The following is a 25,446-nucleotide window of genomic DNA, read 5'->3' on the forward strand; positions in this document are numbered from 1 at the left end:
CGCATCCGTCGAACCGGGCCCGGCAATGTACGGACACCGGCATGGCGGGGCGTTTACGCTATCCCCATGGCTCGAGCGCGCGTTCCGGATGTCCCCGAACTCCCCCTCGTCGAAGAAGCCGCTGATGCCGGCCCCGACGAGGTCAAGCCCACGTGGCGTGGCTGGATCCATGCCGGTACGTTCCCCGTCGCCGTCGTCGCCGGGATCGTCCTCGTCGTGGTCGCCGATGGCGCGCCGGCGAAGTGGGCGGCCGCCGTCTTCGCGCTGAGTTCCGTGCTGCTCTTCGGCAACTCCGCGCTCTACCACCGGTTCGACTGGCCGCCGCGCACGAAGCTGCTCCTGAAGCGCATCGACCACGCGAACATCCTGCTGCTGATCGCGGGCACCTACACGCCGCTGGCGGTGCTCGCGCTGCCGCCGTCCAAGTCGGTGCTGCTGCTGTCGCTCGTCTGGGGCGGCGCGGCGCTCGGCATCCTGTTCCGGGTGTTCTGGGTGAACGCGCCGCGACTGCTCTACGTCGCGCTGTACCTGCTGCTCGGCTGGGCCGCGGTCATGTACATGCCCGACCTCTTCGCCGCGAACGTGGTGATGATGGTGCTCGTCATCGTCGGCGGGCTACTGTACACGTTCGGCGCGGTCGTCTACGCGATCAAGCGCCCGAACCCGTGGCCGGGTGTGTTCGGGTTCCACGAGATCTTCCACGTCTGCACGGTGCTGGCATTCCTCTGCCACTGGACCGGCAGCCTGCTGATCTGCCTTCAGCCGGCGTACAACGGCTGACTCAGCGCGTGTTGTCGGCGTCGGGGTCGATGTCCTGGTCGTCGACGTCGGAGGCTCGGGATGCGGCCGCACCTTGGGCCGCCGCCTTCTCTTCGGCATCGAGCTCTTCCCGCACCTCTTCGCGGTAGCGACCGCGACGGATGCGGCGCTGCATGTCCCACACGAGCGCGATCACGGCGAGGCCGACGATCGCCATGATGGCGAAGCCCCAGGGGCCCGGGGTCACCAGGTCGGGGTCGACGGTCGCGCCGGTCGGGGTCGGCGTGACGAACGCCGGCAGTAGAAACACCTCGAGACGCATGCGTGTCCCCCGTTCCGCGCCGGAGCGCATAGCCTGGAGACTCCAGCCTAATTCCCGATGCGAGATGACATGACGACCGCGCAGATGCTCGACGACCGGTACGGACGACGGGGGCCGCGTCGCACGACGCGCTTCTGGACGATCTTCACCGCGATCGGCGTCGCGATCGCGGTCGCGATCGCCGCCTGGTTCGCGTTCTCTTCCGGAACGACCACCGAGGCGTCCACCACCGGGTTCGAACTCGTCGACGAGCACACCGTCACCGTCACCTTCCAGGTGTCCGCCCCCGCCGGCCGTGCGGTCGCCTGCGTGCTCGAGGCCCAGGACGAAGAGCACGGCGTGGTCGGCTGGAAGGTCGTGGAGTACGCCGCATCCGCCGATCATTCCCAGGCCTTCCAGGAGACCATCCCCGTGACAGCGCCCGCGACGACAGGTTTTGTCAACAACTGCTGGGTGTCGTAGTCTGTCGGCACTACGACGACGCCCTGGCGAATTGCCGGGGCGTCTTGATTTGGGCCTGCGAGAACACGCGCGCCCCACACACGAAGGAGACGCCCCGTGACCACTGACGCAACGGTGAGCTTCCTCACCCAGGATGCCTACGACCGGCTTGTCGCCGAGCTCGAGCACCTCTCGACGACCGGCCGCGAAGAGATCGCGAAGCGCATCGAGTCCGCCCGCGAAGAGGGCGACTTGAAGGAGAACGGCGGCTACCACGCCGCGAAAGACGAGCAGGGCAAGCAGGAGGCGCGCATCCGCACCCTCCAGGCCATGCTGAAGACGGCCAAGGTCGGCGAAGCGCCCACTTCGAAGGGCGTCGTGGAGTCCGGCACCGTCGTGACGGCGGTCGTCGCCGGCGGCGAAGAGGTGTTCCTGCTCGGAAACCGCGAGATCGCGGTCGGCAGCGAGCTCGACGTCTACAGCGAGGCATCGCCGCTCGGTTCGGCGATCCTCGGCCTGAAGGAAGGCGCGAAGACCTCGTACGTCGCCCCCAACGGACGCGAGATCCCGGTCGAGGTCGTGAAGGTCGAGACCTACACGGGCCAGTGACCGCCCGCGCCCACGCTCAGTCGGTGACGACGGTGGGCGCGAAACCGGCCTCGCGCAGGGTCGCGATCACGAGGGCCCGGTGGTCTTCCCCACGGGTCTCGACGCTCAGCTGAAGGATCACTTCGCTGATCTGCAGGCCCTGTCCGTGACGGGTGTGCAGCACCTCGTTCACGTTGGCGCCCACCTGCGCCAGCAGCTCCGACACCCGCGCCAGCTGACCCGGGCGATCGGGCAACGGAATGCGCAGCGTCATGTAGCGCCCGGATGCGGCCAGCCCGTGGGCGACGACGCGCTGCAGCAACAGCGGGTCGATGTTGCCGCCGGAGAGCACGGCGACCGTCGGCCCGGCGGCCTGGATGCGGCCGGTGAGGATCGCGGCGACGCCTACTGCGCCGGCGGGCTCGACAACGAGCTTCGCCCGCTCCAGCAGCATCAGGATCGCGCGCGCGATGTCATCGTCGGTGACGGTGACGACGTCGTCGAGCAGTTCGTGCAGGATCGCGAACGGAGCATCGCCCGGGCGTGCGACGGCGATGCCGTCGGCGATCGTCGGGGTCGTGGCGACCTCGATCGGGTGACCCGCGGCGAGCGACGCGGGGTACGCCGCCGAGTTGGCGGCCTGCACGCCGATGACGCGCACCGTCCGCCCGACGGCCGCGGCGCGGGCCTTCACGGATGCGGCCACACCGGCCGCGAACCCTCCCCCGCCGATGCCGATCACGACGGTCTCGAGGTCGGCGATGTCGTCGAAGAGCTCCAGCCCCAGAGTGCCCTGTCCGACGATGATGTCGCGGTGATCGAAGGGGTGGATCATGACCGCGCCGGTGCGCTCCGCGAACTCCGCCGCGAGCCGGAGCGGCGTTTCGACGGTCGCGCCCTCGAGGATCACCTCGGCGCCGTACCCGCGGGTCGCGAGGAGCTTGGGCACGGGCACGCCGAGCGGCATGAAGATCGTCGCGGGGATGCCGAGGCGCTGCGCGGCCAGAGCGACGCCCTGCGCGTGGTTACCGGCGGACGCGGCCACGACGCCGCGCGCGCGCTCCTCGGCCGTCAGACGCGACAGCCGGTAGGCGGCGCCGCGGATCTTGAACGATCCGGTGCGCTGCAGGTTCTCCATCTTCAGCATCACGGGCACGCCGAGCTGTTCGCTCAACACGTGTGATTCGTCGACGGGCGTGCGGGTGATCAGGCCATCGAGGGTGCGTGCCGCATCCTCGAAGTCGGCCAGAGTGGGCAGGTTCACGCCCGGTTCCTCCTCGGTCGGGGGACGGTACTCCAGATGAGCGACTCGGGGTCGGGCCCCTCACCTGTTTTCCATGCTCGTCGCGACAGATAGACCGCGACGACGTTGACAAATGCGGCGAGCGGCACAGCGAACAGTGCGCCCGGGATGCCGCCGACCATCGCGCCACCGGCGACGACGAGCACGACGGCCAGCGGGTGCACCTTCACGGCCGAACCCATGAGCAGCGGCTGGAGCACGTGGCCCTCGAGCTGCTGCACGCCGAGCACGATGACCAGCATCCAGAGCGCGATCCAGGGCCCGTTGTAGACGAGCGCGAGGAACACGGCGAGCGACCCGGTGAGCACCGCGCCGACGAACGGCACGAATGCTCCGAGGAACACCAGCACGCCGATCGGGATGGCGAGGGGCACGCCCAGCAGAAAGGCTCCGAGGCCGATGCCGATCGCATCGATCGTCGCGACGAGCAGCTGCGTGCGGGCGTAGTTGACGATGGTCACCCAGCCGGCCCGCGCTGCTCCGTCGACCGCGGGCTGCGCCGCCTTCGGGAAGAGTCGCGTCGTCCAGCGCCAGATCCCGCCGCCGTCGGCGAGGATGCAGAGGAGGATGAAAAGGGTCAGCAGTGCGCCGGTGGCGACGTGTCCGACCGTGGAGCCGATCGCGAGTGCTCCGGAGAGGAGCAGCTCGGCCTGCTGCTGCAGGAGCGAGACGCCCTGCCCCAGGAAGTCGTCGATCTGCTGACCGGTGAGGTGCAGCGGGCCGTCGATCAGGTACATGCGGAACTCGCTGACGGCGTCGACGCTGCGATCGCGCACCGAGCCCCATTGCAGCGACACCTGCCAGGCGACGAGCCAGATCAAGCCCGAGATGACGGCGATGGTTCCGAGCAGCGCGAGCACGATCGCCAGCCACTTGGGCACGCGGTGACGCAGCATCCAGGTGAAGCCGGGCCAGAGCAGCGCGGCGATGAGCACGGCGATGAGGAGCGGAATCACCAGCAGCTTGAGCTGGATCACCAGCCAGACCGCCACTCCGATCGCGGCCGCGATCACGAGGAACCGCCAGGCGTAGGCCGTGGCGAGCCGAAGGCCGCTCGGCACCGCAGAGCTCGTCTCGGTCGTGATCGTGCGATTGCGTAGGGCGTCGAGCAGCGATCCGCGAGGCTTCTCGTCGGGATCGGTCATCCCGCCAGTCTAAGCCTGCCGGCGACACGGTCCGGTGGGGCTGTCGGTGGTGCTGGCTAGGGTGAGGCGGGTGCGAGAGACACTGAGCCGGGCCGAGGCACGACGGGTCGCGCTGCGCGCCCAGGGCTTCGGCGAGACCCCTGTGCCGCAGCCTTCGGGTTCGGCGACGACGCGGCGTCTGTCGCGCGAGATCCGGCGGATGGCGACGTTGCAGATCGATTCGGTCAACGTGTTCGCGCGGTCGCATTACATGCCGTTGTTCTCCCGCGTCGGTGCGTACGACACCGCGAGCCTCGACCGGCTCCTGTTCGCCCGGCGGGCGCCATACACCGAGTACTGGGCGCACCAGGCGGCCTTCGTCGCGGCCGAAGACCGGCCCGTGTTCGGGTTCCGGATGCAGGCGAACCGCGAGCGTCAAGAGCGCTCGAACTACTTCGGCGTCGACGACCGCACCGTCGAGTGGGTGCGGAGCGAACTCGCCGCGCGCGGACCGCTCCGGCCCGCAGAGATCGAAGACGACGCCGTGCGGGCACCGCGGGGCCCGTGGTGGGACTGGAGCGGCGTGAAAAGCGCCCTCGAATACCTCTGGTTCGCCGGCGAGGTCGCGATCGCGGGCCGTCGCGGGTTCGAGCGGGTTTACGGCCTCGCCGAACACGTGCTGCCGGCGGAGGTCGTCGGGCGGAGCGTTCCGCGGGGCGACGCCATCCGCGAGCTCGTCGCGCGGGCGGCGCGGGCGTACGGTGTTGCCACGCTCGCCGACCTCGACGACTACTGGCGCATCCGCGATCAGCGCGCTGTCCGCGTCGCCGTGCACGATCTGGAGGATGCCGGAGTCCTTCAGCCGGTGCGCGTCGAAGGCTGGACCCGCGGCGAGCGGCCGCTGGCGGCGTGGCTGCACCGCGATGCGGCCGTGCCCCGCCGGATCGACGCGGCCACGGTGCTCACGCCGTTCGATCCGATGGTCTGGTTCCGCGATCGCGCCGAGCGGCTGTTTGATTTCTCGTACCGCATCGAGATCTACACGCCGGCGGCGAAGCGTCGGTTCGGGTACTACTCGCTGCCGATCCTGCTCGGCGACGGCATCGCGGGGCGGATCGACCTCAAGGCCGACCGCGCCGCGGCCACGCTCCGGGTGCAGTCCGCGTGGTGGGAGCCGTCGCGTCCGGCGGATGCGGCCGCATCCGTCGCCGAGGTGCTGGGCGCGGCAGCAGCGTGGCAGGGGCTCGAGTCGATCACCGTCGCGCGATGGGGAGACGCGGCCGACGAGATCGCCGGCGCGCTGGGCGCCGAGCGCCACGAATCGCGGCCGGAGCCGGTGGAGTTGGCTCCGGAAGAACCGGGCTGATCTCAGCCGTTGCGTGGCCGGTCAGACACCGGCATGCGATGCGTCAGAACTGGACGCGCGGGGGCTCGGCGATTGCGGCGCCGTCGACGACCTCGAAGAACTCGCGCTCGTGGAAGCCGAGGTTGCGGGCGAAGAGGTTGTTGGGGAACACCTTGATCTTGGTGTTGAGCTCTCGCACGCCGCCGTTGTAGAACCGGCGCGAGGCCTGGATCTTGTCTTCGGTGTCGACGATCGACTGCTGCAGCTGGAGGAAGTTCTGGCTCGCCTGCAGCTGCGGGTAGGCCTCGGCGACGGCGAACAGCGACTTCAGGGCCTGCTGCATGTGGCCTTCGGCGATTCCTGCATCCGCGGGTCCGCCGGCGGAGATCGTCTCGGCGCGTGCCTGCGTGACGTTCTCGAACACGGCCTTCTCGTGTGCCGCGTAGCCCTTGACCGTCTCGATCAGGTTCGGCAGCAGGTCAGCGCGGCGCTTGAGCTGGACGGTGATGTCGCTCCAGGCCTCGTCGACGCGCACGTTCAGCTGCACGAGAGAGTTGTAGGTAGCCCACAGGTAGATTCCCGCGACCGCCACGATGACGACGAGGATGATGACGGGGATCAGCCATTCCCACATAGAAGCGAGCTCCATTCAGTAGTGCCCTCATCGTACTGCCGGACCCGGCGAGCCTACCCGCGAGATGGCTGGGCACCCAGCGAACGCTCAATTCTTGTGCATAAACGTCACAATTGCGACGGTCTCCGCGCCGCATCGACTTCGACCGCGGCGACGACCCCGGCCATCAGCAGGGCAGCGACCGCGTACTCCCCCACCGGCAGCAGCCCGCTCGCGGCGATGAGGGCCGTCGCGATCAGCACGATGACCGTCACGCCTCGCGACACGGCGCGTCGCAGCAGCACGTGCCACACCGCGAGAAGGAAGATTGCGAGCGGCAGCGTGAGCGCGAGCCCCGCGCTCTCGCCCGAGATCGCGGCATGGCCCGAGACCGCGTCGATCTCGACCTCGACTCCGGATGACACGGCGCCGACGGCGGCGAACACGACGTAGTGGCGGTAGCCGAAGGTGAACCCGTCGAGGGGGCGGCGCAGTCGGTCGACCGGCTCGCGGGCGAAGTAGATCCACCAGATCGCCGCGGTGATCACAACGCCGGATGCGGAGAGCCACAGCAGTTCGGCGACGTGCTCGCCCTCCGAGAGCGCGTCGATCATCGCGTTGGTGGAGGCGAGCAGGCTCTCACCCAGCAGGATCAGGGTGAACAGGCCGAAGCGTTCGGCGATGTGGTGCGGATGCCACGGCGTGCGATGCCGGAATTCCGCCCACACGGGGACGCAGAGCTCGGCGGCCATGAGCACGAAGAACGTCCAGAACTGCACCGAGTCATCGGCCAGGAGCCGCACGAGCCACAGCAGTTGCACGAGGCCGTAGCCGGCGGCAAAGCGCAGGCCGGTCGCACGCGAGGCGGGGTCGGAGATCGCGAGCCGCAGCCACTGGCCCACCATCGCGAGCCGCATGATCACGTAGCCGAGGGTGACGATCGTGTAGTCGAACGAAACCATCGCCTCGTGCACGCCGGCCGCGAGCACGAGTACGCCACCCATCTGCGCGATCGTCATGACGCGGTAGAGCCAGTCGTCGGTGTCGTACGCCGAGGCGAACCAGGTGAAGTTCATCCACGCCCACCACACGGCGAAGAACACCATCAGGTAGGACAGGACCCCCTGCCCGACGTGCCCCTCGACGATCAGCTCATGCAGCGTGCTCGACGCCTGCGACACGGCGACGACGAAGACGAGGTCGAACAGCAGCTCGAGCGGACTCGCGACCCGGTGCGGCGCCCGTGGGTTCAGCGCCGCCATCCGGCGCAGGCCCGCGTGGCGCGAAGAGGGAGTGGGCATGGGTTGAGTATGGCGTCGAGGCGCGACGTTTCGCGCGCCTCGAAATCGAACGCACCGGCCGAGTCCACGTGCGCTTCCCTGCTGATCGGTCAGATCATGGACCGCTCATGAGGGGCGAGCCCGTGATCGACTGCAGTTTCATGCCCTAGCCAAGTTGGTTTGCTGAATTACGGACTTCTTCCGGATGGCCAAGCGGGCTGGACCAATGGATGCGGTACACGGGATCTCGTATGAGCTCGATGTGCTGATGGGCTGGCCCGGGCCTGCCGTACTGAATCGCCAGGGTTCGTGTCTGGTCCGGCGCCACATCACCCACATCTATCGCCTGTTGACTACGGGGCAGGATGATCACGAGAGTCACTTGCCTCGCAGGGGTCAGCCCTGTGTTAGTCAGCTGTAACGCTGGCATTCCGCTCTCGTGCTCCCACGGCGACCAACTAACGCGCCAGGAGACATCCCGAAATTCCCGCTCGCGATCGTCTACTAGACGTTGGAGATCGTGAGCCTCGTCCGCGCGCAGGTTCGCAGCGACAGCGATCCTGTTTGCAGCCTCAGCGATCCCATTCGCTTTCGCCGCAAGAGCGTTGGCCGTGGATGCCCTGCGGTTGGCCGCGACCGCGACGACAACGGCGACGACCGCGACCAGCGCCGACACCCCACCCGCGATAACCGCGACCCACTCCACGTCCATGTCAGAGATTCTTGCGCACGGTGCGCTGCTCCTCGATCACCTCGAGAGCTGCTGCCGGACTCTCGGTGCCCCCACTGGGACTCGAACCCAGACTGAAGCGATTTTAAGTCGCCTGCCTCTGCCATTGGGCTATGGGGGCCCGCATCCAGAATATGCGTCCCGAAACGACGAGACCGCGCCATCCGGGCGGATGACGCGGTCTCGTGCGATGCGTTACTTGGCGGCAGCGACCGTGTTGCGGTCGCCTGCGGCGGCCTGCTTCTGCTCGGCGGGAGCTGCCTCGGCGGGCTGCGGCGGGCGCGGACGCGATGCGAACTGCTCGAAGACCTCGCGGGGCTGCTGCACCGTGATGAGCGTCACGTTGTCGCGACCGTGGAAGAAGTTCTGCACCCAGTCGCCGACGACGCGGAGCTTGCGCTCCCACGTCGGCATGGCGAGGCCGTGGTAGCCACGGTGCGCGACCCAAGCGAAGAAGCCCTTGATCGCGATGTTGCCCGACTGGAACACACCGCTGTAGAGACCGAGGCCCGCCACGGCACCGAGGTTCTTGTGCACGTAGTTCTTGGGCAGTTCGCCGCGGAGGACGGCCGTGAGGTTCTTGGCCAGCAGCTTCGCCTGGCGAACCGCGTGCTGCGCGTTCGGCACACAGTATCCGCCGACGCCACCACCCGAGAGGTCGGGCACGGCGGCAACGTCACCGGCAGCCCAGGCACCCTCGACGACCTCGTCATCGGTTCCGACGCGCAGGTCGGCGCGGGCGCGGATGCGGCCACGCTCTTCGACCGGCAGGTCTCCGCCGCGAACGACGGTCGGGTTCGCCATGACACCGGCGGTCCAGACGATCACGTCGGTCGGGATGACGTCACCGGTGGAGAGCTCGACGTTGCCGTCGACGGCGCCCTTCACCTGCGTGTCGAGGTGCACGTTCGCGCCGCGCTTGGCGAGGCTCTTCAGCACCCACTCACTCGTCTTCAGCGACACCTCGGGCATGATGCGGCCCATCGCCTCGATGAGGTGGAAGTGCGTGTCTTCGAACGCGATCGAGGGGTAGTCCTTGACGAGCGACGACGCCATGGCGCGCAGCTCGGCGAACACCTCGATACCCGCGAAGCCACCGCCGACGACGACGACGGTCAGCAGACGGTCGCGCTCGGGGCCGGCCGGCAGGTTCGCCGCCTTCTCGAAGTTGTCGATGATGCGGTCGCGGATGGCGACGGCCTCTTCGATCGTCTTCAGACCGATCGCGTTGTCGGCGATTCCCGGAATCGGGAACGTGCGCGACACGGCACCGGCGGTGACGACGATCTGGTCGTACTCCTGCTGCCACGGCTCGCCGACGGCGGGCGTGATCGTCGCGACCTTGTGCGCGTGGTCGATGCCGGTCACCTTCGCCGGAACGATCTTCGTGCGCTTGAGGTGACGACGGTGCGAGACCACGACGTGGCGCGGCTCGATCTCACCTGCCGCGACCTCGGGAAGGAACGGCTGGTAGGTCATGTAGGGCAGCGGGTCGACCATCGTGACCTCTGCCTCGCCCTTACGAAGCTGCTTCTCGAGCTTCCAAGCGGTGTAGAAGCCGGCGTAGCCTCCGCCGACGATGAGAATCCTGGGCACGGTGCTGGTCACGGTGGAACGAACTCCTAGACGGTTCAACGGCTGGGCGCGCGATCTGAGCGCGTCAATCGAATGCGACGGACAGCAGCACTGACGCCGAGCGACACCAGTATACCGGCCAGCGTAGCCGCCAAGAGCGGCAGCGACCCGTACACAAGGGTGTCGACCGTCGGAAGCAGCGGTGAGGCCGGGGTGGCAGCCGCATCCGCCGGAGGTAATGCGGGGATCGGCGCGGCCGTCGACGTCGGCTCGGGCACCGGCGCACCCTGCGCCCGGCGGTGCACCCGGATCCACTCGGCGAGATCGCCCATCGGGTTCGCCGACACCCGGGGAACGGGTGCGGTGACCGCCGCCGCCGCATCCACGAGCCCGTAGCCGTACAGCGCGTCCGGCACCGACCCCACGCCGGCGGGGGGCTTGGCCGTGCCGATGATCCGCTGGATGACGTTCGCCGCATCGAGTTCCGGATGCGCCGACCGCACGAGGGCCGCGATGCCCGCGACGATCGGCGCCGCGCCGCTCGTGCCGTTCCACTCGGTCACCTGCCCATCGGCCGAAATGCCGAGCAGATTCTCGCTCGGAGCGGCCACGCCGATCGTGATGCCCTGCGTCGATGCCTCGACGCTCGCCTTCCCCGAGGGATCGACGCCGGCGACCGAGAGCACGCCCGGCATCGTCGCGGGTGCCCCGACACGCGTCGTGCCGTTGCCGCGGTTGCCGGCAGCGACCACCACGACGACGTCGTGGTCGAAGGCGTAGAGGAACGCGTCGTCCCAGCTCTCGTCCCAGTCCAGCGTGTTCGTCGTGAACGACAGGTTGATGATGTCGGCCCCGTTATCGACCGACCAGCGGATGGCCTCCGCGACCTGCGTGGCGAACGGCACCTGCGACGAGCTGCCGAAGCCGACCGACACCGACAGCACGTCGGCCGCCGGAGCCACTCCGATCATGCCGGTGTCGCCCGGAAGCCCCCGAGACGCCGCGAGCGAAGCGACCCAGCTGCCGTGGTTCGCATCGACCACACCGACGGGCGTGCGGCCGTCGGCCGTGCCCGCACCCGAGACATCCGTTCCGCCGACGACAGCCGAATCCACCTCGGGCGCTCGCCCGACTCCCGTGTCGATGACCGCGATCCGCACGCCCTCACCGCGGGTCGTCTGCCACGCCTGACGCACCCCGTACGCGTCGAGCCAGTACTCCTTCGCCCGCACCGGATCCGCCCCCGGAGAAGGCGTGTCGGACGGGGTCGCCGCGCTCAGCGGAACGGGCTCGGGCGTGGGTGTCGCCGCCGCCGCGGGCGCCGCCGACGCGAGCATCAGCAGCGCGAGGAGCCACGCCCCCGTCCGCACCGCGGCCCGGCTCACCCGGCCGCACTCCGCGCGGACGCCCCCGGCTCGGCGCACTCGCACCGCTTCGGCGACCACGCGCTGCGAGCGAGCGCCGCATCCCCCACCGGGTTGACCCCGGGACCCGCCGCGAGCGCGTGCCCGGCGAGCGCGTGCAGGCACTTGACCCGCGTCGGCATGCCCCCGGCAGAAATTCCGTCGATCTCGGGCACCTCACCGAACACCGCGCGATCGGTGAGGTACGCCTCGTGCGCGCGCCGGTAGGCGTCGGCGACCGACTCGTCGTCATCGAGCGCGGCGGCGAGTTCGGGCATCACGTGCTCGGCCTCGAGCGTTGACATCGCCACCGTCGCCGCGGGATGCGTGAGGTAGTAGAACGTCGGAAAGGGCGTGCCGTCATCGAGCCGCGGCGCGGTGGCCACCACCGTGGGATTGCCGCACACGCAGCGCGCGGCGATACCGACCACGCCGCGTGCGGGGCGTCCGAGCTGGCCGCGAAGCACGGCGAGTTCGGCGTCGGTCACGGGCGGGTACGGCGAAGAGCTCACCCCCACAGGGTACCGTCCGGCCCCCGGTCGGCTCCCCCGCTGCTACGGCGCCGGTGTCTCGGCGTCGCCCGGAGCCACCGCCGTCTGTGCGGCACCGGCGGAGGTGACCGACCGCACCAGTTGCGCCATCCAGTCGGTGCGGGTCTGTTCGACCTCGTCGCTGACCGGCGCCCGCTCGCGCGGCTGCTCGGCCTCCGACAGGTCGTTGTCGATCAGGTACACGACCTCGCCCGGACGCACGTAGTAGAGCCGCTCGCGCGCCTGCGTCGTGATGTAGGCCGGGTCGTCCCAGCGTTCGCTCTGCGCCTGCAGGTCGTCGATCTCGTTCTGCGTCAGCTGCACGGCGTGCTCGAGCGCGCGGATGCGGCTCTGCTGATCGAGGTACGTGCCCACGGTCGGCACCAGCACGAGCACGCCCAGCACCACGAGCCCCAGCATGATCACCATGAAACCGGAGAGGCGGATGCCGCCGAGCCACTCGCGCACGTCGACCCGCCGGCCGTCCCCGCCGGGGCCGCGAGGCGACCGCATCCGGGAACGGGAAGAGGGAGCCGTTCGTGTAGCCACGGCTCCCCCTCCTCTCGTTCAGCGCAGGTGCGCGGTATCAGCCCTGGAAGCGCGGGAAGGCGGAACGCCCGGCGAAGACCGCCGCGTCACCCAGCTCTTCTTCGATGCGCAGAAGCTGATTGTATTTCGCGACGCGCTCGCTGCGAGCAGGCGCTCCGGTCTTGATCTGTCCTGCGTTGGTCGCCACAGCGAGGTCGGCGATCGTGGTGTCTTCGGTCTCACCCGAACGGTGCGAGAGCATCGCCGTGTAGCCCGAACGCTGCGCGAGGCTGACCGCGTCGAACGTCTCGGTGAGGGTACCGATCTGGTTCACCTTGACGAGCAGCGAGTTGGCGACGCCCAGCGAGATGCCCTTCGCGAGACGCTCGGGGTTGGTGACGAACAGGTCGTCGCCGACCAGCTGCACCTTCGAACCGAGGGCGTCGGTGAGGAGCTTCCAGTTGTCCCAGTCGTCCTCGGCGAGCGCGTCCTCGATCGTGACGATCGGGTAGTCGTTGACGAGGCCGACGTAGTACTCGATGAGCTCCGGCGCCGACCAGTCCTTCTTGTCGAGGCGGTAGACCCCGTCGTTGAAGAACTCGGTCGCGGCGACGTCGAGACCCAGCGCGATGTCTTTACCCGGGGTGAAGCCGGCCTTCTCGATCGCCTTGATCAGGAAGTCGAGGCCCTCACGGTTGCTGGGCAGGTCGGGGGCGAAGCCACCCTCGTCGCCGAGGCCCGTCGCGTAACCGGCGGCCTTCAGCTCGCCGCGGAGCACGTGGTAGGTCTCGACGCCCCAGCGGAGCGACTCGGCGTACGTCTCGGCGCCGATCGGGGCGAGGAAGAACTCCTGCATGTCGATGCCGTTGTCGGCGTGCTCGCCACCGTTGATGACGTTGAACAGCGGAACGGGCATGAGGTGCGCGTTCGGGCCACCGAGGTAGCGGAACAGCGGCAGGTCTGCGCTGTCGGCCGCGGCCTTGGCGACCGCGAGGCTCACACCGAGGATGGCGTTCGCGCCCGAGCGCTCCTTGTTGGGGGTGCCATCGGTCTCGATGAGGATCTGGTCGATGATGCGCTGCTCGCTCGCCTCGACACCCTCGAGCGCCGGGCCGAGCTCGTCGATGACGGCGTCGACGGCCTTGCGCACGCCCTTGCCGCCGTAACGGCTCTTGTCGCCATCGCGCAGTTCGTACGCCTCGAACGCTCCGGTGGATGCGCCGGAAGGAACGGCGGCACGCTGGACGACACCGTCGTCGAGGAGCACCTCCACTTCGACGGTCGGGTTACCGCGCGAATCGAGAATCTCGCGCGCGCCTACAGCCTCGATCAGTGCCACAGAGGACTCCTTGATTTGGGGTGGTCCCCTCCCGCGGGAACCGCCGGGCACCAGAGGGCCGGCAGAGCGGGAAGGGCTTGTTCTCGGAGCGTCATCGATCCGTCGTCAAGTCTAGTGAGCGGGCGGCGTCGGCACAGCGGGCACCGCCGGTTCAATGCGCAGAGCGACGGCGATTCCGTCCCACCCCTTCGCATCGAGCGTCTGCACCGCCGTCGCGTCGAACCGCGGGTCGTCGCGCAGCATCTCGAGCCCCCTCCGCACTCCCTTGAGCTGGGCACTCGACACCTCCGGATCAGCGACGAGCCCGGAGCGCACGACGTTGTCGACGATCACGGCCGCCCCGATCCGCCCGAGCCGTGCGGCGTGGTCGAGGTAGATCGTGTTGGACTCCTTGTCGGCGTCGATGAACACGAGGTCGTAGGGCCCCGTGAGGCCCGGCAGCACGTCGGCCGCGCGCCCGACGAGCACGTCGACCCGGTCGCCGACGCCGGCGCGATCGAGGTTCCGGCGGGCGATCACGGCGTTCGCGGGGTCGGCCTCGATCGTCGTCACGCGCCCGCCCTCGGGCAGCGCCCGGGCGAGCCAGATCGTCGAATACCCACCCAGGGTTCCGATCTCGAGGATGCTGCGCGCGCCGATCAAGCGAGCCAGCAGGTGCAGGAGCTTCGCGTGGACCGGGGCGACCTCGATCGAGGGCAGGCCCGCCGCATCCTGATCCGACAGCGCCGCCCGCAGAGCGTCATCCTGCACGACCAGGGTGCGGGTGAGGTACGCGTCGACCGCGCGCCAGGAGTCGATCGTCGGCCCCGGCGTCGGCGTGCTCACCCGCCCAGCCAATCCCCCGCGCGGCACCGGGTCAACCCCCGGATGCACCGGGCTGATCGATTCCGGCCGCACCCACGGCGATCACGACCGCCGGAAGGAGGGCGTCGGCCGTGCGCCGATAGCCCGTCGCGCTGGGGTGGAACCGGTCGAGGCTGAACATCTCGTCGGGGTGGGAGATGAAAAACGGCCCGACGACCCGGCCGAGCGAGACGACGTGCGCCCCCGCGGCCCGGGCGGAGATCGCCTGCGAGTTCGCCAGCTGCCGGGACTGCCGCGAGCCGAGCGTGCGCAGCGGTTGCGGCACGGGACGCAGCGCCCCGAGATCGGGACACGTGCCGACGACGACCGCCGTTCCGTCGGCGCGGAGCGTCGCAACCGCGTCGGCCAGGGACGCCGCGGCGCTCGAGACCGGAATGCGGTGCGTGACGTCGTTGCCGCCCACGATCACGACCGCGACATCGGCGCGGTAGTCCGCGGGCAGCGCCGCGATCTGACCGGCGAGCGCCGAGGACTCGGATCCGACGACGGCCGCCGTTCGGAGCCGCACGGGACGCTGCATCCGCCGCGCCAGGCCCTTCGCGATCCGCGCACCGAGCGTGTCTTTGCGCCGCTCCGCCCCGAGCCCCGCGGCGATCGAATCGCCGAGCAGCAGCAGCTCGATCGGCTCGCCGGCGAAAGCGGGACGCCAGACGCGGTCGGCATCGAGGGCGTCCTCACCGAGCGGTTTGCCGATGCGCCTGCGCGCCTGCGCCGCCTGGCGACGGAGCATCTCGCGCGCGCCGAGCACGGCGAGCACGGATCCGCCGAGCGATGCGGCGCCGATCAGCGCGGTCGTGGACGTGCGAGACATACCCGCATCCGATCGCGTCCGGATGAACGCCCCGTGGCCCGGGGGTGACGCGCCGGGGCTCAGCCGAGCGGGCGGATCTCCAGCGCATCGACATCGGCGCCGGCCGACACCGACGCGAACGACGTATAGCCGTCGGCAGCGGCGCGCTCCAGGAGGGCCTTCATGTTCTTCTTCCGCTGCTCGAGGCGCACCCGCGACCCCCGCGCGACGAGCCCCGCCTTCAGCGCGACGAGTTCGTCGACCGGCACGTCGCGGTCGTGCACGAGCACGACGGATGCGGCGCCCGCATCCGTCACCGCGGCGACGAGGTCGACGATCCGTTCGAAGCCGATCGAGAACCCGACGGCGGGCACGTCCTGGCCGAGGAATCGTCCGATCATGCCGTCGTAGCGTCCGCCGCCGCCGAGCGAGTACGACACCGACGGGTGCGCGAGCTCGAAGATCGTGCCGGTGTAGTACCCCATGCCGCGCACGAGGAACGGGTCGAACACGAGCGGCACCTGCTCTGCGCCGCGCGCCGCACGCACCGCCGCGCCGAGACCGGTGAGGTGCGCGACGACCTCGTCCGGGACGCCCGCGGGGAGTCCCGCGCGGATCTGCGCGTCGCCGTACTCGGCCACCGCGACCGGCTCTCGCCCGAGGAACGTCTCGAGGGCATCGACGGCGGATGCGGTAGCCGCCCGCTCGCGAAGCTCGGCCACGACACCGGTAGGCCCGATCTTGTCGAGCTTGTCGACCGTGATCAGCACGCCCGGGCGCTCGTCGGCCGCGAACCCGAACATGTCGAGCATCGCATCGAGCGCGCGACGGTCGTTGATGCGCACGACGCCGCCTTCGAGCCCGAGGGCGTCGAGCGTGTCGAGGGTGGCGACGATCAGCTCGGCCTCGGCCCGCGCGGATGCGTCGCCGATGATGTCGATGTCGCACTGCACGAACTGCCGGTACCGACCCTTCTGCGGGCGCTCCGCCCGCCAGACCGGGGCGATCTGGATCGAACGGAAGACCTCAGGCAGCTCGGCCCGGTGCGAGGCGTAGAACCGGGCGAGCGGCACCGTCAGGTCGAAACGCAATCCGAGGTCGCTGAGGGCCGCCGGGTCGTCGGCCGCACCGCGGATCGCGTCGGCGTCGAGCCCGCGCTTCATCACGTTGAAGGCGAGCTTCTCGTTGTCGCCGCCCATGCCGGCGTGCAGCCGGTCGTACTCCTCGACCACGGGGGTCTCGATCTCATCGAACCCGTGGGCGCGATACCGGTCGCGGATGACCGCGAGCACGCGCTCACGACGGGCCTTATCGGCGGGGAGGAAATCGCGCATACCGCGCGGCGGGTTCACTGCTGCTGCCACCGCACCATCATCCCAGGTCCGCCGCAGGGCGATGTGCTGTCGGGATCAGCCCGCTCCGGGAGATTCCGCATCCCGGATGTCGGCTTCCAGCTCGCGAAGGCGGCCGCGCAGGGCACGCTCCGCATCCCAGCCCTGTTCCCGCGCGTGCACGACGAGCGCCAGCAGCGCGTCACCGAGGTCGGCCTCGGACGTCATCTCCAGCGGCCGATCCTGCGTCGCGGGTGCTCCGACCGACGCCGCGCGGCCGAGCAACTTTTGTGCCAGCGCGAGCGAGGGCATCGACCGCGGCACACCGTCGAGCACGCTTCGCCGCTCGCGCTTCTCGGCGGCCTTCGCCGCATTCCAGTGCACGAGAACCTCTTCGGGTGTGGTGGCGACCGCATCCGCGAACACGTGCGGATGGCGGCGCACCATCTTGTCGGCGAGGTCTCCGGCGACGTCGTCGATGTCGAACGGCTCATCGCTCGCGCGCGACGCGATCTCGGCGTGGAACAGCACCTGCCAGAGCAGGTCGCCCAGTTCCTCGCGCAGTTCGGCGCGCGTGCCCGACTCGACCGCTTCGATGACCTCGTGGCTCTCTTCGATGAGATATGGAACGAGCGCCCGATGGTCGATGCCCTGCGTCCACACGCACCGATCCCGCACGTCGTGCATGACCTGGGCCGCTCGACGGAGCGCGTCGGCAGTCTGGTCCACCTCCGGGGTCGGAGTCGGATCGTTCATATGCGGATCTCCTCGGCGACGCGACGGTAATGGCGTGCTCGCCACGATACGAGAATCGCGGCCAGCACGAGCGAGATCATCGAGCCAGTCAGCACCCCGAGCGTCGCTTCGTCACGGAGCAGACTGTCGCCGGCGAAGGCCAGTTCCGCCAGCAGCAGCGACACGGTGAAACCGATGCCGCCCAACGCACCGGCGGCGAACAGATCGGCCCACGGCAGCCGCGCGGACGGATGACCGAAAACGCGCTGGGCGACGGCGCCGAACACGGCGATACCGACGATCTTTCCCACCGGCAGGGCGATGACCACACCCCAAAACACCGGCTGCAGTTCATCGAATCCGACCGCGGGGATCACGACAAGAGCGGCCGACAGCGCGAACAGCGGCAGCACCAGACCGTTCACCCAGGGCTCGAGCACGTGCCGGACGCGGTGCGCGGGACGCGACGCCATCACGAGGCCGAGCGCGACACCGGCGATCGTCGCGTGCACCCCGGAGAGGTACACGAGCACCCACGCGGCGAGCGCGGCGATAAGCATCCCGGCCCCGACGCCCCACCCCGGCGCCCGACGGCCGAGCACCCCGAAGACGCCGACGAGGATCGCCGCGGCCGCGAGGAGTGCCAGGTTCACATCGTCGGTGAACAGCACGGCGATGAACACGATGCCGACGACATCGTCGAGGATCGCGAGAGCCAGGAGGAATGTGCGCACCGCAGTCGGAAGACCGCGCCCGAACACCGCCAGCACCCCGAGGGCGAAGGCGATGTCGGTCGCCGTCGGGATTGGCCATCCGGTCGATGACGGCGACCCGGCCGTCACCGCGGCGAAAATCGCGATCGGCACCAGCACACCGCCGGCCGCAGCGATCGCCGGCTGCAGCGCACGCGTCGGCGGATGCAGCTGACCACTCGTCAGCTCTTCGCGCAGCTCGATCGCGACGACGAAGAAGAAGACCGCGAGCAGTCCGTCTTGCACCCAGTGCCCGAGCGACAGGGTGAAGACGCCGGGAATGCCGAGAGAGGTCGAGCTCACCGCATCCGCCGCCGGACCCCACGGGGAGTTCGCCAGCACCAGGCCGAGCGCAGCAGCGACCAGAAGGACGACGGCAGGAAACCGTTCGGAGCGCAGCAGGGACACAGAACCTCCAGGGATCGCCGGAATCGATCCGCCGCGTACCGCGACGAGCCGACCAGACTTCCCGGCACTCCTCCTCCCAGCGTACGGGTCGAGCGCGCGACGAACGTCATGGTGACAACGACGTGTTCCCGGTGCCATTACCGTTGACCCATGCGCGAACCCACCCCCACGGAAGCCCTCGATCTCGTCGGACGTCACGAGGCGGGCCAGGAGATTCCCGAGCGTATGCGTGCCGACGTGCGCCTGCTCGGCTCGCTCCTCGGGCGCGTGCTGCGCGAGAGCGGCTCCGAGGGCCTCTACGAAGACGTCGAGCGCCTGCGTGTGGCCACGATCGAGGCGTACACCGACGAGAGCGCCGAGGCCTTCGCCCGCGCAGCCGCGATCGCGGACTCGTTCACCGTGCAGCGCGCCGACGAAGTGGCGCGCGCGTTCACGGTCTACTTCCACCTCGTGAACCTCTCCGAGGAACACCAGCGGGTGCGCCTCCTCCGCGACCGCGACGGACGCCCCGAACGCGAAGGGGCGGCCGATTCGATCGGCTCGGCCTTCGCCGCGCTGTCCGCCGAGGTCGGCCAGGACGCCGCACTGGAGCGCCTCCAGAACCTGCGGTTCCACCCCGTCTTCACCGCGCACCCGACCGAAGCCCGCCGCCGCGCCATCAGCACCGGCATCCGCCGCCTGTCCGGCCTGCTCGACGAACGCGACGCCGCACTCAACGACTCCGATCAGCGCCGGGCAGAACGCCGGATGCTGGAAGAGATCGACACGCTCTGGCGCACCGCGCCGCTCCGACCGGAGAAGCCCTCGCCCACCGACGAGGTGCGCGCGGTCATGGCCGTCTTCGACGACACCCTGTTCACGACCGTGCCGCGCGTCTACCGCCGCGTCGACGACACGCTGCAGGGATCGAGCACCGGAAGCCGCCCGCCGATCGTGCGGCCGTTCGTGCGCGTCGGCACCTGGGTGGGCGGTGACCGCGATGGAAACCCCTTCGTCACCGCGAAGATCACACGCCAGGCCGCGGCGATCGCGAGCGAGCACGTTCTGCTCGGCCTCGAACGCGCCACCAACCGCATCGGACGCTCGCTGACGCTCGACGCCGAGAGCACTCCCCCGAGCGACGCCCTGCTCGCGCTTTGGGGCCGCCTCCGGAGCGCCGACGAAGATGCCGCCGACGACATCGCCAAGCGCTCGCCCAACGAGCCGCACCGCCGCATCCTGCTGCTGATCGCACGCCGGATCGCCGCGACCCGCACCCGCAACGCCGACCTCGCGTACCGCGATCCCGAGCACCTGCTGCAGGATCTGCGCACCGTGCAGGAGTCCCTCGCCGCGGCGGGAGCCGCGCGCCAGGCGTACGGCGGACTGCAGCAGCTCATCTGGCAGGTCGAGACCTACGGGTTCCACCTCGCCGAGCTCGAAGTACGTCAGCACTCGGCCGTGCACGCGAAGGTGCTCGCCGAGCTCGACGCCGGTGGCGCGCGCAGCGAGCAGACCGAAGAGGTGCTTGAGGTCTTCCGGGCGATCAGCCACATCCAGGAGCGGTTCGGACCGCGGGCCGCCGGCCGGTACATCGTCTCGTTCACGCAGTCGGCGCAAGACCTGGCCAACGTGCACCGGCTCGCCCGGTACGCCGTGGGACCGGATGCGGCGCCCCCCGTGCTCGACGTCATCCCACTTTTCGAGACTTTCGCCGACCTGCAGGCCGCCCCCGCGATCCTCGCGGAGATCGCCGACAACCCCGAGTTCTCGGCACGCCTCGAGCAGACCGGCCGCCGCCTCGAGGTGATGCTCGGCTACTCGGACTCCTCGAAGGACGTCGGCCCCGTCGCCGCCAACCTCGCGCTCTACGAAGCCCAGGCCGCGATCGCCGCGTGGGCCGAAGAGACCCGCATCGAACTCACCCTGTTCCACGGCCGCGGCGGCGCGCTCGGCCGTGGCGGCGGACCGGCGAACAGCGCGATCCTCGCGCAGCCGCCGCACTCCGTCGACGGACGGTTCAAGCTCACCGAGCAGGGCGAGGTCATCTTCGCCCGCTACGGCGACCCGGTGATCGCGATGCGACACATCGACCAGGTGGCCGCCGCCATCCTGATGGCGTCCGCGCCGTCGAACGAGGAACGCAACCGCAGCGCCGCCGAACGCTACGCGAGCATCGCGCAGACCATGGCCGACGCATCCCGGGCCCGTTTCTTCTCCCTCGTGAAGGCGCCCGGGTTCGCGCCGTGGTTCGCCACGGTCACCCCGATGGAAGAGGTCGGCCTCCTCGCCCTCGGCTCGCGCCCCGCACGCCGCGGACTCTCGGTCGAGTCGCTCGAAGACCTGCGCGCCATCCCGTGGGTGTTCGCGTGGACGCAGGCGCGCATCAACCTCGCCGGCTGGTTCGGGCTCGGCTCCGCGCTCGACGCGGTCGGCGACGAGGACCTGCTCGTCGAGGCGTACGCCCAGTGGCCGCTGTTCCGCGCGATGATCGACAACGTCGCGATGAGCCTCGCGAAGGCCGACGACCGCATCGCGCGCCAGTACCTCGCGCTCGGCGACCGCGACGACCTCGCCGAACTCGTGATGGACGAGATGGCCCGCACCCGCGAGTGGGTGATCCGGATCGCCGGCGGCGACGGACTGCTCGCGAACAAGCCCGTGCTGCAGCGCGCGGTGAAGCTGCGGAGCCCCTACGTCGACGCGCTGTCGCTCCTGCAGCTGCGCGCCCTTCGCTCCCTCCGCGACACTCCCGACGACCAGACCCCGGATGCGGGCCAGCAGCGCCTGCTGCTGCTCTCGGTCTCGGGCGTCGCCGCCGGCCTGCAGAACACGGGCTGATCCCGCGATCGGCGTGACGAGATTCGGAGATGTCACCGGATTCGGATGCATCCGGGCTGAGACATCCGAATCTCGCGACATCTCCGAATCTCGCGACGGCCCGAACGACGAAGGCGGGCTCTACCGACCAACGCCGCGCGGGCTCCACCGTGGTCAGCCGCCAGCCGGGTGGGCTCCACCCTGGGCAGCCGCCAGCAGGGCACGCCGAACCTAACCCCGCCCCAGCCGGACCTCGCCCGAGCGGGCCCCGCGTCAGGCGGGCGTCGCCTCAGCGGCGGGCTTCGCCTCAGCCACGGGCACCGGGAAGATCTGGTCGAGGAGCTGGGTCGTCCACGCGATCAGGTCGGCGTCGGAGAGGGGCGCACCATCCGCCGTCGGAAGCGGCACCACGACCGCCTCACCCGACGCGACGAGTTTCGACTTCGGATACAGCCGCTGCAGCCGCACCCGCATCGAGTCCGGCAGGCTCGCCGGCGCGACGCGCAGGTTCGGCCCCATCGCGACCACGTCGGCCAGGCCCGAGCGCGCGGCACGGCGACGCAGGCGCGCCACGGCGACGAGCCCCTCGACCTCGGCGGGCAGTGCTCCGTACCGGTCGCTCAGTTCGTCGACGACCAGGTCGAGGGCGTCGTCCTTCGCGGTGGCGGATGCGGCTGCCGACAGCTTCTGGTACGCCTCCAGGCGCAGCCGCTCGCTGTCGATGTACGACTCCGGAATCCGCGCCTGCACCGGCAGCTCGAGCCGCAGCTCGGTCGGTCCGTCGACATCCTCACCGCGGAACGTCGCCACCGCCTCACCCACCATGCGCAGGTACAGGTCGAACCCGACACCCGCGATGTGGCCCGCCTGCTCACCGCCGAGCAGGTTGCCCGCTCCGCGCAGCTCGAGGTCTTTCAGGGCCACCTGCATGCCCGATCCGAGGTCGTTGTTGACCGCGATCGTCTCGAGCCGGTCGGCGGCCGTCTCGCTCAGCGGCTTCTGCTCGTCGTACAGGAAGTACGCGTAGGCCCGCTCGCGCCCACGGCCGACGCGCCCGCGCAACTGGTGCAGCTGGCTGAGACCGTACTTGTCGGCCCGGTCGATGATGATCGTGTTCGCGTTCGCGATGTCGAGACCGGTCTCGATGATGGTCGTGCACACGAGCACATCGGCCCGGCGCTCCCAGAAGTCGTCGACCACGCTCTCGAGCTGATGCTCGCCCATCTGCCCGTGCGCGACCGCGATCCGCGCCTCGGGAACGAGCTCGGCGAGCTCGGCGGCGACACGCTGGATGGACTGCACCCGGTTGTGCACGTAGAACACCTGGCCCTCGCGCAGCAGTTCGCGGCGGATGGCGGCGGTGATCTGCTTGTCGTTGCGCGCGCCGACGTAGCTGAGGATCGGATGCCGATCCTCCGGCGGCGTCTGCAGCGTCGACATCTCGCGGATGCCGGTGACCGCCATCTCGAGTGTGCGGGGAATCGGTGTCGCGCTCATCGCCAGGATGTCGACGTTGGTCTTCAGCTTCTTCAGCGCATCCTTGTGCTCGACGCCGAACCGCTGCTCCTCGTCGATGATCATCAGCCCGAGGTCTTTGAAGATGACCTTCTCGGTCAGGATGCGGTGCGTTCCGATCACCATGTCGATCGTGCCGTCGGCGAGCCCGGCGATGATCTCGCGCGCGTGCTTGTCGGTCTGGAAACGCGAGAGCGCCCGCACCTTCACCGGGAACCCGGCGAACCGCTCGGTGAACGTCTCGGTGTGCTGCTTCACGAGGAGCGTCGTCGGCACGAGCATCGCGACCTGCTTGCCGTCCTGGATCGCTTTGAACGCGGCGCGCACGGCGACCTCGGTCTTCCCGAACCCCACGTCGCCCGAGAGCAGCCGGTCCATCGGGATCGGCTTCTCCATGTCGGCCTTGATCTCGTCGATCGTCTGCAACTGATCGGGGGTCTCGGCGAACGGGAAGGCCTCTTCGAGCTCACGCTGCCACGGGGTGTCGGGGCCGAACGCGTGCCCGCGGGCCGCCATCCGGGCCGAGTACAGCTTCACGAGCTCGACCGCGATGTCGCGGACCGCCCGCCGCGCCTTGCCCTTCGCGGCCGCCCAGTCACTGCCGCCCATCTTGGACAGCACCGGTGCCTCGCCGCCGACGTACTTCGACAGCAGATCGAGCTGGTCGGTCGGCACGTACAACTTGTCGCCGGGGTGGCCGCGCTTGGACGGGGCGTACTCGAGCACGAGGTACTCGCGCGCGCTCTTGACCGGGTTGCGCCCGCCGGAGGACACAACGCGCTGCTGCAGTTCGACGAATCGACCGATGCCGTGCGTGGAGTGCACGACATAGTCGCCGGCTTTCAGCTGCAGCGGGTCGACGACGTTCTTCCGGCGCGACGCGAGCTTCTTGACCCCGCGGTTATCGCGCGAGATCGCCCGCCCGTAGAACTCGGACTCGGTGAGCACCGCGAGTTTCGCGCCCGGTGCCTCGAAGCCGCGCTCGAGCGCGCAGGCGACGATCGTGGCGATCCCGGGTGCCGGCTCATCGAGCAGCGTGTCGACGCGGCGCGCGGCGAACCCACGATCGGCGAGCACGTCGCGCGCGCGGTCTGCGAGTCCTGCGCCCGAGGCGGTGACCACGACCGCCCAGCCGTCCGTCAGCAGCTGGCCGACGTGCGCGATCGCGCCGTCGACGTTTCCGGCGAAAGAGGGAACGGATGCCGCATCCACCCGGATGACACCGCCGCGCTCCACGAGCCCCTCGGCCTCGGCGTCGGCCGCGCCGGAGTCGAATCCCGACAGCGTCCACCACACACCACCCCGCTCCTGGGTCACCTCGCGGAGACGCGGGAGCCCGACGAAGTCCCCCGCGCCGAGATCGACCGGGGTGTCGGCGCCGGCGACCGCGGCGCTCCAGGCGGCCTCGAGGAACTCGCGGTTCGTGTCGGAGAGGGTCGTCGCACGGGCCTTCGCCCGCTCGTGATCCACCAGTGCCACGGCGGTGGCGCGCGGCAGGTAGTCCACGAGGGTCACCAGTTCGTCCACGAGTACGGGGGTCAGCGACTCCATACCCTCGGCGGGGATGCCTTCTGCCATCTTCTCGAGCATGCCGCGCAGCGACGGCAGCGAGTCGGCGAGTTCGCGAGCGCGGTCGCGCACCTCCTGCGTGAGCAGCAGTTCCCGACTCGCGACGAGCTCGACCTCGCCGACCTCGCCCGGAAGTGAGCGCTGGTCGGCGACGGAGAAGGCACGGATCTGATCGATCTCGTCGCCGAAGAACTCGACGCGAAGCGGATGATCGGCGGCGGGCGGGAAGACATCGAGGATGCCGCCGCGCACCGCGAACTCGCCTCGGCGCGACACCATGTCGACCCGCAGGTAGGCGCGCTCGATGAGCTTCGCGACGATGTCGCCCAAGTCGAGCCCGCGCGCACCGACGGCGAGGCGCACGGGGGCCGCATCCGTCAATCCGGCGGCGAGCGGCTGGATCGCGCTTCGCACCGAGGCAGTCACGATGAGGGGGGCGACGCCATCCCACTCCGCGACCCGGCGCAGCACGTCGAGCCGGCGACCGACGGTCTCGGCGCTCGGGCTGAGGCGCTCGTGCGGGAGGGTCTCCCACGCGGGGAAATGCCGCACGTCGGCCCCCGGCAGCACGGCCTGCAGCGCGGGTCCGAGCGATTCGGCCCGGCGGCCGGTGGGTGCGATCACCAGGATCGCGGCCGGCTTGCCGTCGACGCGGCGCTTTTCCACGAGGGCGGCGAGGAGCGGGGCGTCGAGCCCCTCCACGACCGAGAAATCGTTGTCGACGGATGCGGCCACGGCCGCATCCCGGAAGGTTTCTGCGCGCGTCAGGGCGCGAACGATCCCGGGAACTGTCACCGTATGAT

The 25,446-nt window shown here is 69.8% G+C and carries 22 protein-coding genes and 1 tRNA gene; 5 read left to right on the forward strand and 18 right to left on the reverse strand.

The features are described 5' to 3' along the window. Positions 1–66: 66 nt before the first annotated feature. Positions 67–780 (forward strand): PAQR family membrane homeostasis protein TrhA, encoded by a 714-nt coding sequence (trhA, locus tag LQ938_RS10365; protein ID WP_223720665.1) that lies wholly within the window; start codon positions 67–69, stop codon positions 778–780. A 1-nt stretch (position 781) separates the two neighbouring features. On the opposite strand, the gene LQ938_RS10370 is transcribed toward trhA, so the two are convergent. Further along, entirely contained in the window at positions 782–1,081 is a 300-nt protein-coding gene (locus LQ938_RS10370; protein WP_223720664.1) for a hypothetical protein, read from the reverse strand. Between the two features lie 69 nt (positions 1,082–1,150). On the opposite strand from LQ938_RS10370, the gene LQ938_RS10375 reads away from it, so the two are divergent. Continuing rightward, positions 1,151–1,543 carry a DUF4307 domain-containing protein gene (locus LQ938_RS10375; protein ID WP_223720663.1) on the forward strand — a complete coding sequence of 131 codons (393 nt, stop codon included), beginning with the start codon at positions 1,151–1,153 and terminating at the stop codon, positions 1,541–1,543. Between the two features lie 96 nt (positions 1,544–1,639). Then, positions 1,640–2,131 (forward strand): transcription elongation factor GreA, encoded by a 492-nt coding sequence (greA, locus tag LQ938_RS10380; RefSeq protein WP_223720662.1) that lies wholly within the window; start codon positions 1,640–1,642, stop codon positions 2,129–2,131. A 16-nt stretch (positions 2,132–2,147) separates the two neighbouring features. Here greA and ilvA read toward each other — a convergent pair whose 3' ends face one another. Beyond that, positions 2,148–3,374: a threonine ammonia-lyase gene (gene ilvA / locus LQ938_RS10385; RefSeq protein ID WP_223720661.1), complete on the reverse strand. Its 1,227-nt coding sequence runs from the start codon at positions 3,372–3,374 to the stop codon at positions 2,148–2,150. Then, a complete protein-coding gene (locus LQ938_RS10390) occupies positions 3,371–4,558 on the reverse strand; it encodes an AI-2E family transporter (RefSeq protein WP_223720660.1) in 1,188 nt (395 codons plus the stop codon). The genes ilvA and LQ938_RS10390 overlap by 4 nt, the downstream gene beginning before the upstream one ends. A gap of 70 nt (positions 4,559–4,628) precedes the next feature. Here LQ938_RS10390 and LQ938_RS10395 point away from each other — a divergent pair, with 70 nt between their 5' ends. Beyond that, positions 4,629–5,903: a winged helix-turn-helix domain-containing protein gene (locus tag LQ938_RS10395; protein ID WP_223720659.1), complete on the forward strand. Its 1,275-nt coding sequence runs from the start codon at positions 4,629–4,631 to the stop codon at positions 5,901–5,903. 43 nt (positions 5,904–5,946) lie between these two features. Here the strand turns inward: LQ938_RS10395 and LQ938_RS10400 are convergent, their stop codons facing one another. The 14 genes from LQ938_RS10400 to LQ938_RS10465 form a co-directional block, all read right to left on the reverse strand. Beyond that, a complete protein-coding gene (locus tag LQ938_RS10400; protein ID WP_223720872.1) occupies positions 5,947–6,516 on the reverse strand; it encodes a LemA family protein in 570 nt (189 codons plus the stop codon). A 107-nt stretch (positions 6,517–6,623) separates the two neighbouring features. Then, entirely contained in the window at positions 6,624–7,796 is a 1,173-nt protein-coding gene (locus LQ938_RS10405; protein ID WP_223720658.1) for a low temperature requirement protein A, read from the reverse strand. 145 nt (positions 7,797–7,941) lie between these two features. Further along, positions 7,942–8,487, reverse strand: coding sequence for a hypothetical protein (locus LQ938_RS10410; protein WP_223720657.1), 546 nt, complete (start codon positions 8,485–8,487; stop codon positions 7,942–7,944). Positions 8,488–8,553: 66 nt separating this feature from the next. Further along, positions 8,554–8,626, reverse strand: a tRNA-Leu gene (locus LQ938_RS10415). A 74-nt stretch (positions 8,627–8,700) separates the two neighbouring features. After that, on the reverse strand, positions 8,701–10,113 hold the full coding sequence (locus LQ938_RS10420; RefSeq protein ID WP_374197448.1) for an NAD(P)/FAD-dependent oxidoreductase: 1,413 nt from the start codon (positions 10,111–10,113) through the stop codon (positions 8,701–8,703). 23 nt (positions 10,114–10,136) lie between these two features. After that, complete coding sequence (locus tag LQ938_RS10425) at positions 10,137–11,465, reverse strand: S8 family serine peptidase (RefSeq protein ID WP_223720656.1); 1,329 nt, start codon at positions 11,463–11,465, stop codon at positions 10,137–10,139. Beyond that, positions 11,462–11,995, reverse strand: coding sequence for a DUF501 domain-containing protein (locus tag LQ938_RS10430; RefSeq protein ID WP_223720655.1), 534 nt, complete (start codon positions 11,993–11,995; stop codon positions 11,462–11,464). Before LQ938_RS10430 ends, LQ938_RS10425 begins: the two co-directional genes overlap by 4 nt. A gap of 42 nt (positions 11,996–12,037) precedes the next feature. Beyond that, positions 12,038–12,526 (reverse strand): FtsB family cell division protein, encoded by a 489-nt coding sequence (locus LQ938_RS10435; protein ID WP_223720654.1) that lies wholly within the window; start codon positions 12,524–12,526, stop codon positions 12,038–12,040. 73 nt (positions 12,527–12,599) lie between these two features. Further along, positions 12,600–13,880, reverse strand: a complete 1,281-nt coding sequence (gene eno, locus LQ938_RS10440; protein ID WP_223720653.1) for a phosphopyruvate hydratase — start codon at positions 13,878–13,880, stop codon at positions 12,600–12,602. 111 nt (positions 13,881–13,991) lie between these two features. After that, the gene (locus LQ938_RS10445) at positions 13,992–14,705 is read right to left on the reverse strand and encodes an O-methyltransferase (RefSeq protein ID WP_223720652.1); all 714 of its coding nucleotides are present in this window, start codon (positions 14,703–14,705) and stop codon (positions 13,992–13,994) included. Between the two features lie 31 nt (positions 14,706–14,736). Next, positions 14,737–15,555 (reverse strand): SGNH/GDSL hydrolase family protein, encoded by an 819-nt coding sequence (locus LQ938_RS10450; RefSeq protein ID WP_223720651.1) that lies wholly within the window; start codon positions 15,553–15,555, stop codon positions 14,737–14,739. 59 nt (positions 15,556–15,614) lie between these two features. Beyond that, complete coding sequence (gene hisS, locus LQ938_RS10455; protein WP_223720870.1) at positions 15,615–16,868, reverse strand: histidine--tRNA ligase; 1,254 nt, start codon at positions 16,866–16,868, stop codon at positions 15,615–15,617. A 75-nt stretch (positions 16,869–16,943) separates the two neighbouring features. Beyond that, on the reverse strand, positions 16,944–17,621 hold the full coding sequence (locus LQ938_RS10460) for a MazG family protein (RefSeq protein ID WP_223720650.1): 678 nt from the start codon (positions 17,619–17,621) through the stop codon (positions 16,944–16,946). Next, a complete protein-coding gene (locus LQ938_RS10465; RefSeq protein ID WP_223720649.1) occupies positions 17,618–18,760 on the reverse strand; it encodes a Na+/H+ antiporter NhaA in 1,143 nt (380 codons plus the stop codon). The genes LQ938_RS10460 and LQ938_RS10465 overlap by 4 nt, the downstream gene beginning before the upstream one ends. Positions 18,761–18,910: 150 nt before the next feature. Between LQ938_RS10465 and LQ938_RS10470 the strand changes: the two genes are divergently transcribed. Next, on the forward strand, positions 18,911–21,580 hold the full coding sequence (locus LQ938_RS10470; RefSeq protein WP_223720648.1) for a phosphoenolpyruvate carboxylase: 2,670 nt from the start codon (positions 18,911–18,913) through the stop codon (positions 21,578–21,580). Between the two features lie 252 nt (positions 21,581–21,832). Here LQ938_RS10470 and mfd read toward each other — a convergent pair whose 3' ends face one another. After that, on the reverse strand, positions 21,833–25,438 hold the full coding sequence (mfd, locus tag LQ938_RS10475; protein ID WP_223720647.1) for a transcription-repair coupling factor: 3,606 nt from the start codon (positions 25,436–25,438) through the stop codon (positions 21,833–21,835). Between the last annotated feature and the right edge of the window lie 8 nt (positions 25,439–25,446).

It is taken from the genome of Microbacterium sp. cx-55 (assembly GCF_021117345.1).
Classification (GTDB): domain Bacteria; phylum Actinomycetota; class Actinomycetes; order Actinomycetales; family Microbacteriaceae; genus Microbacterium.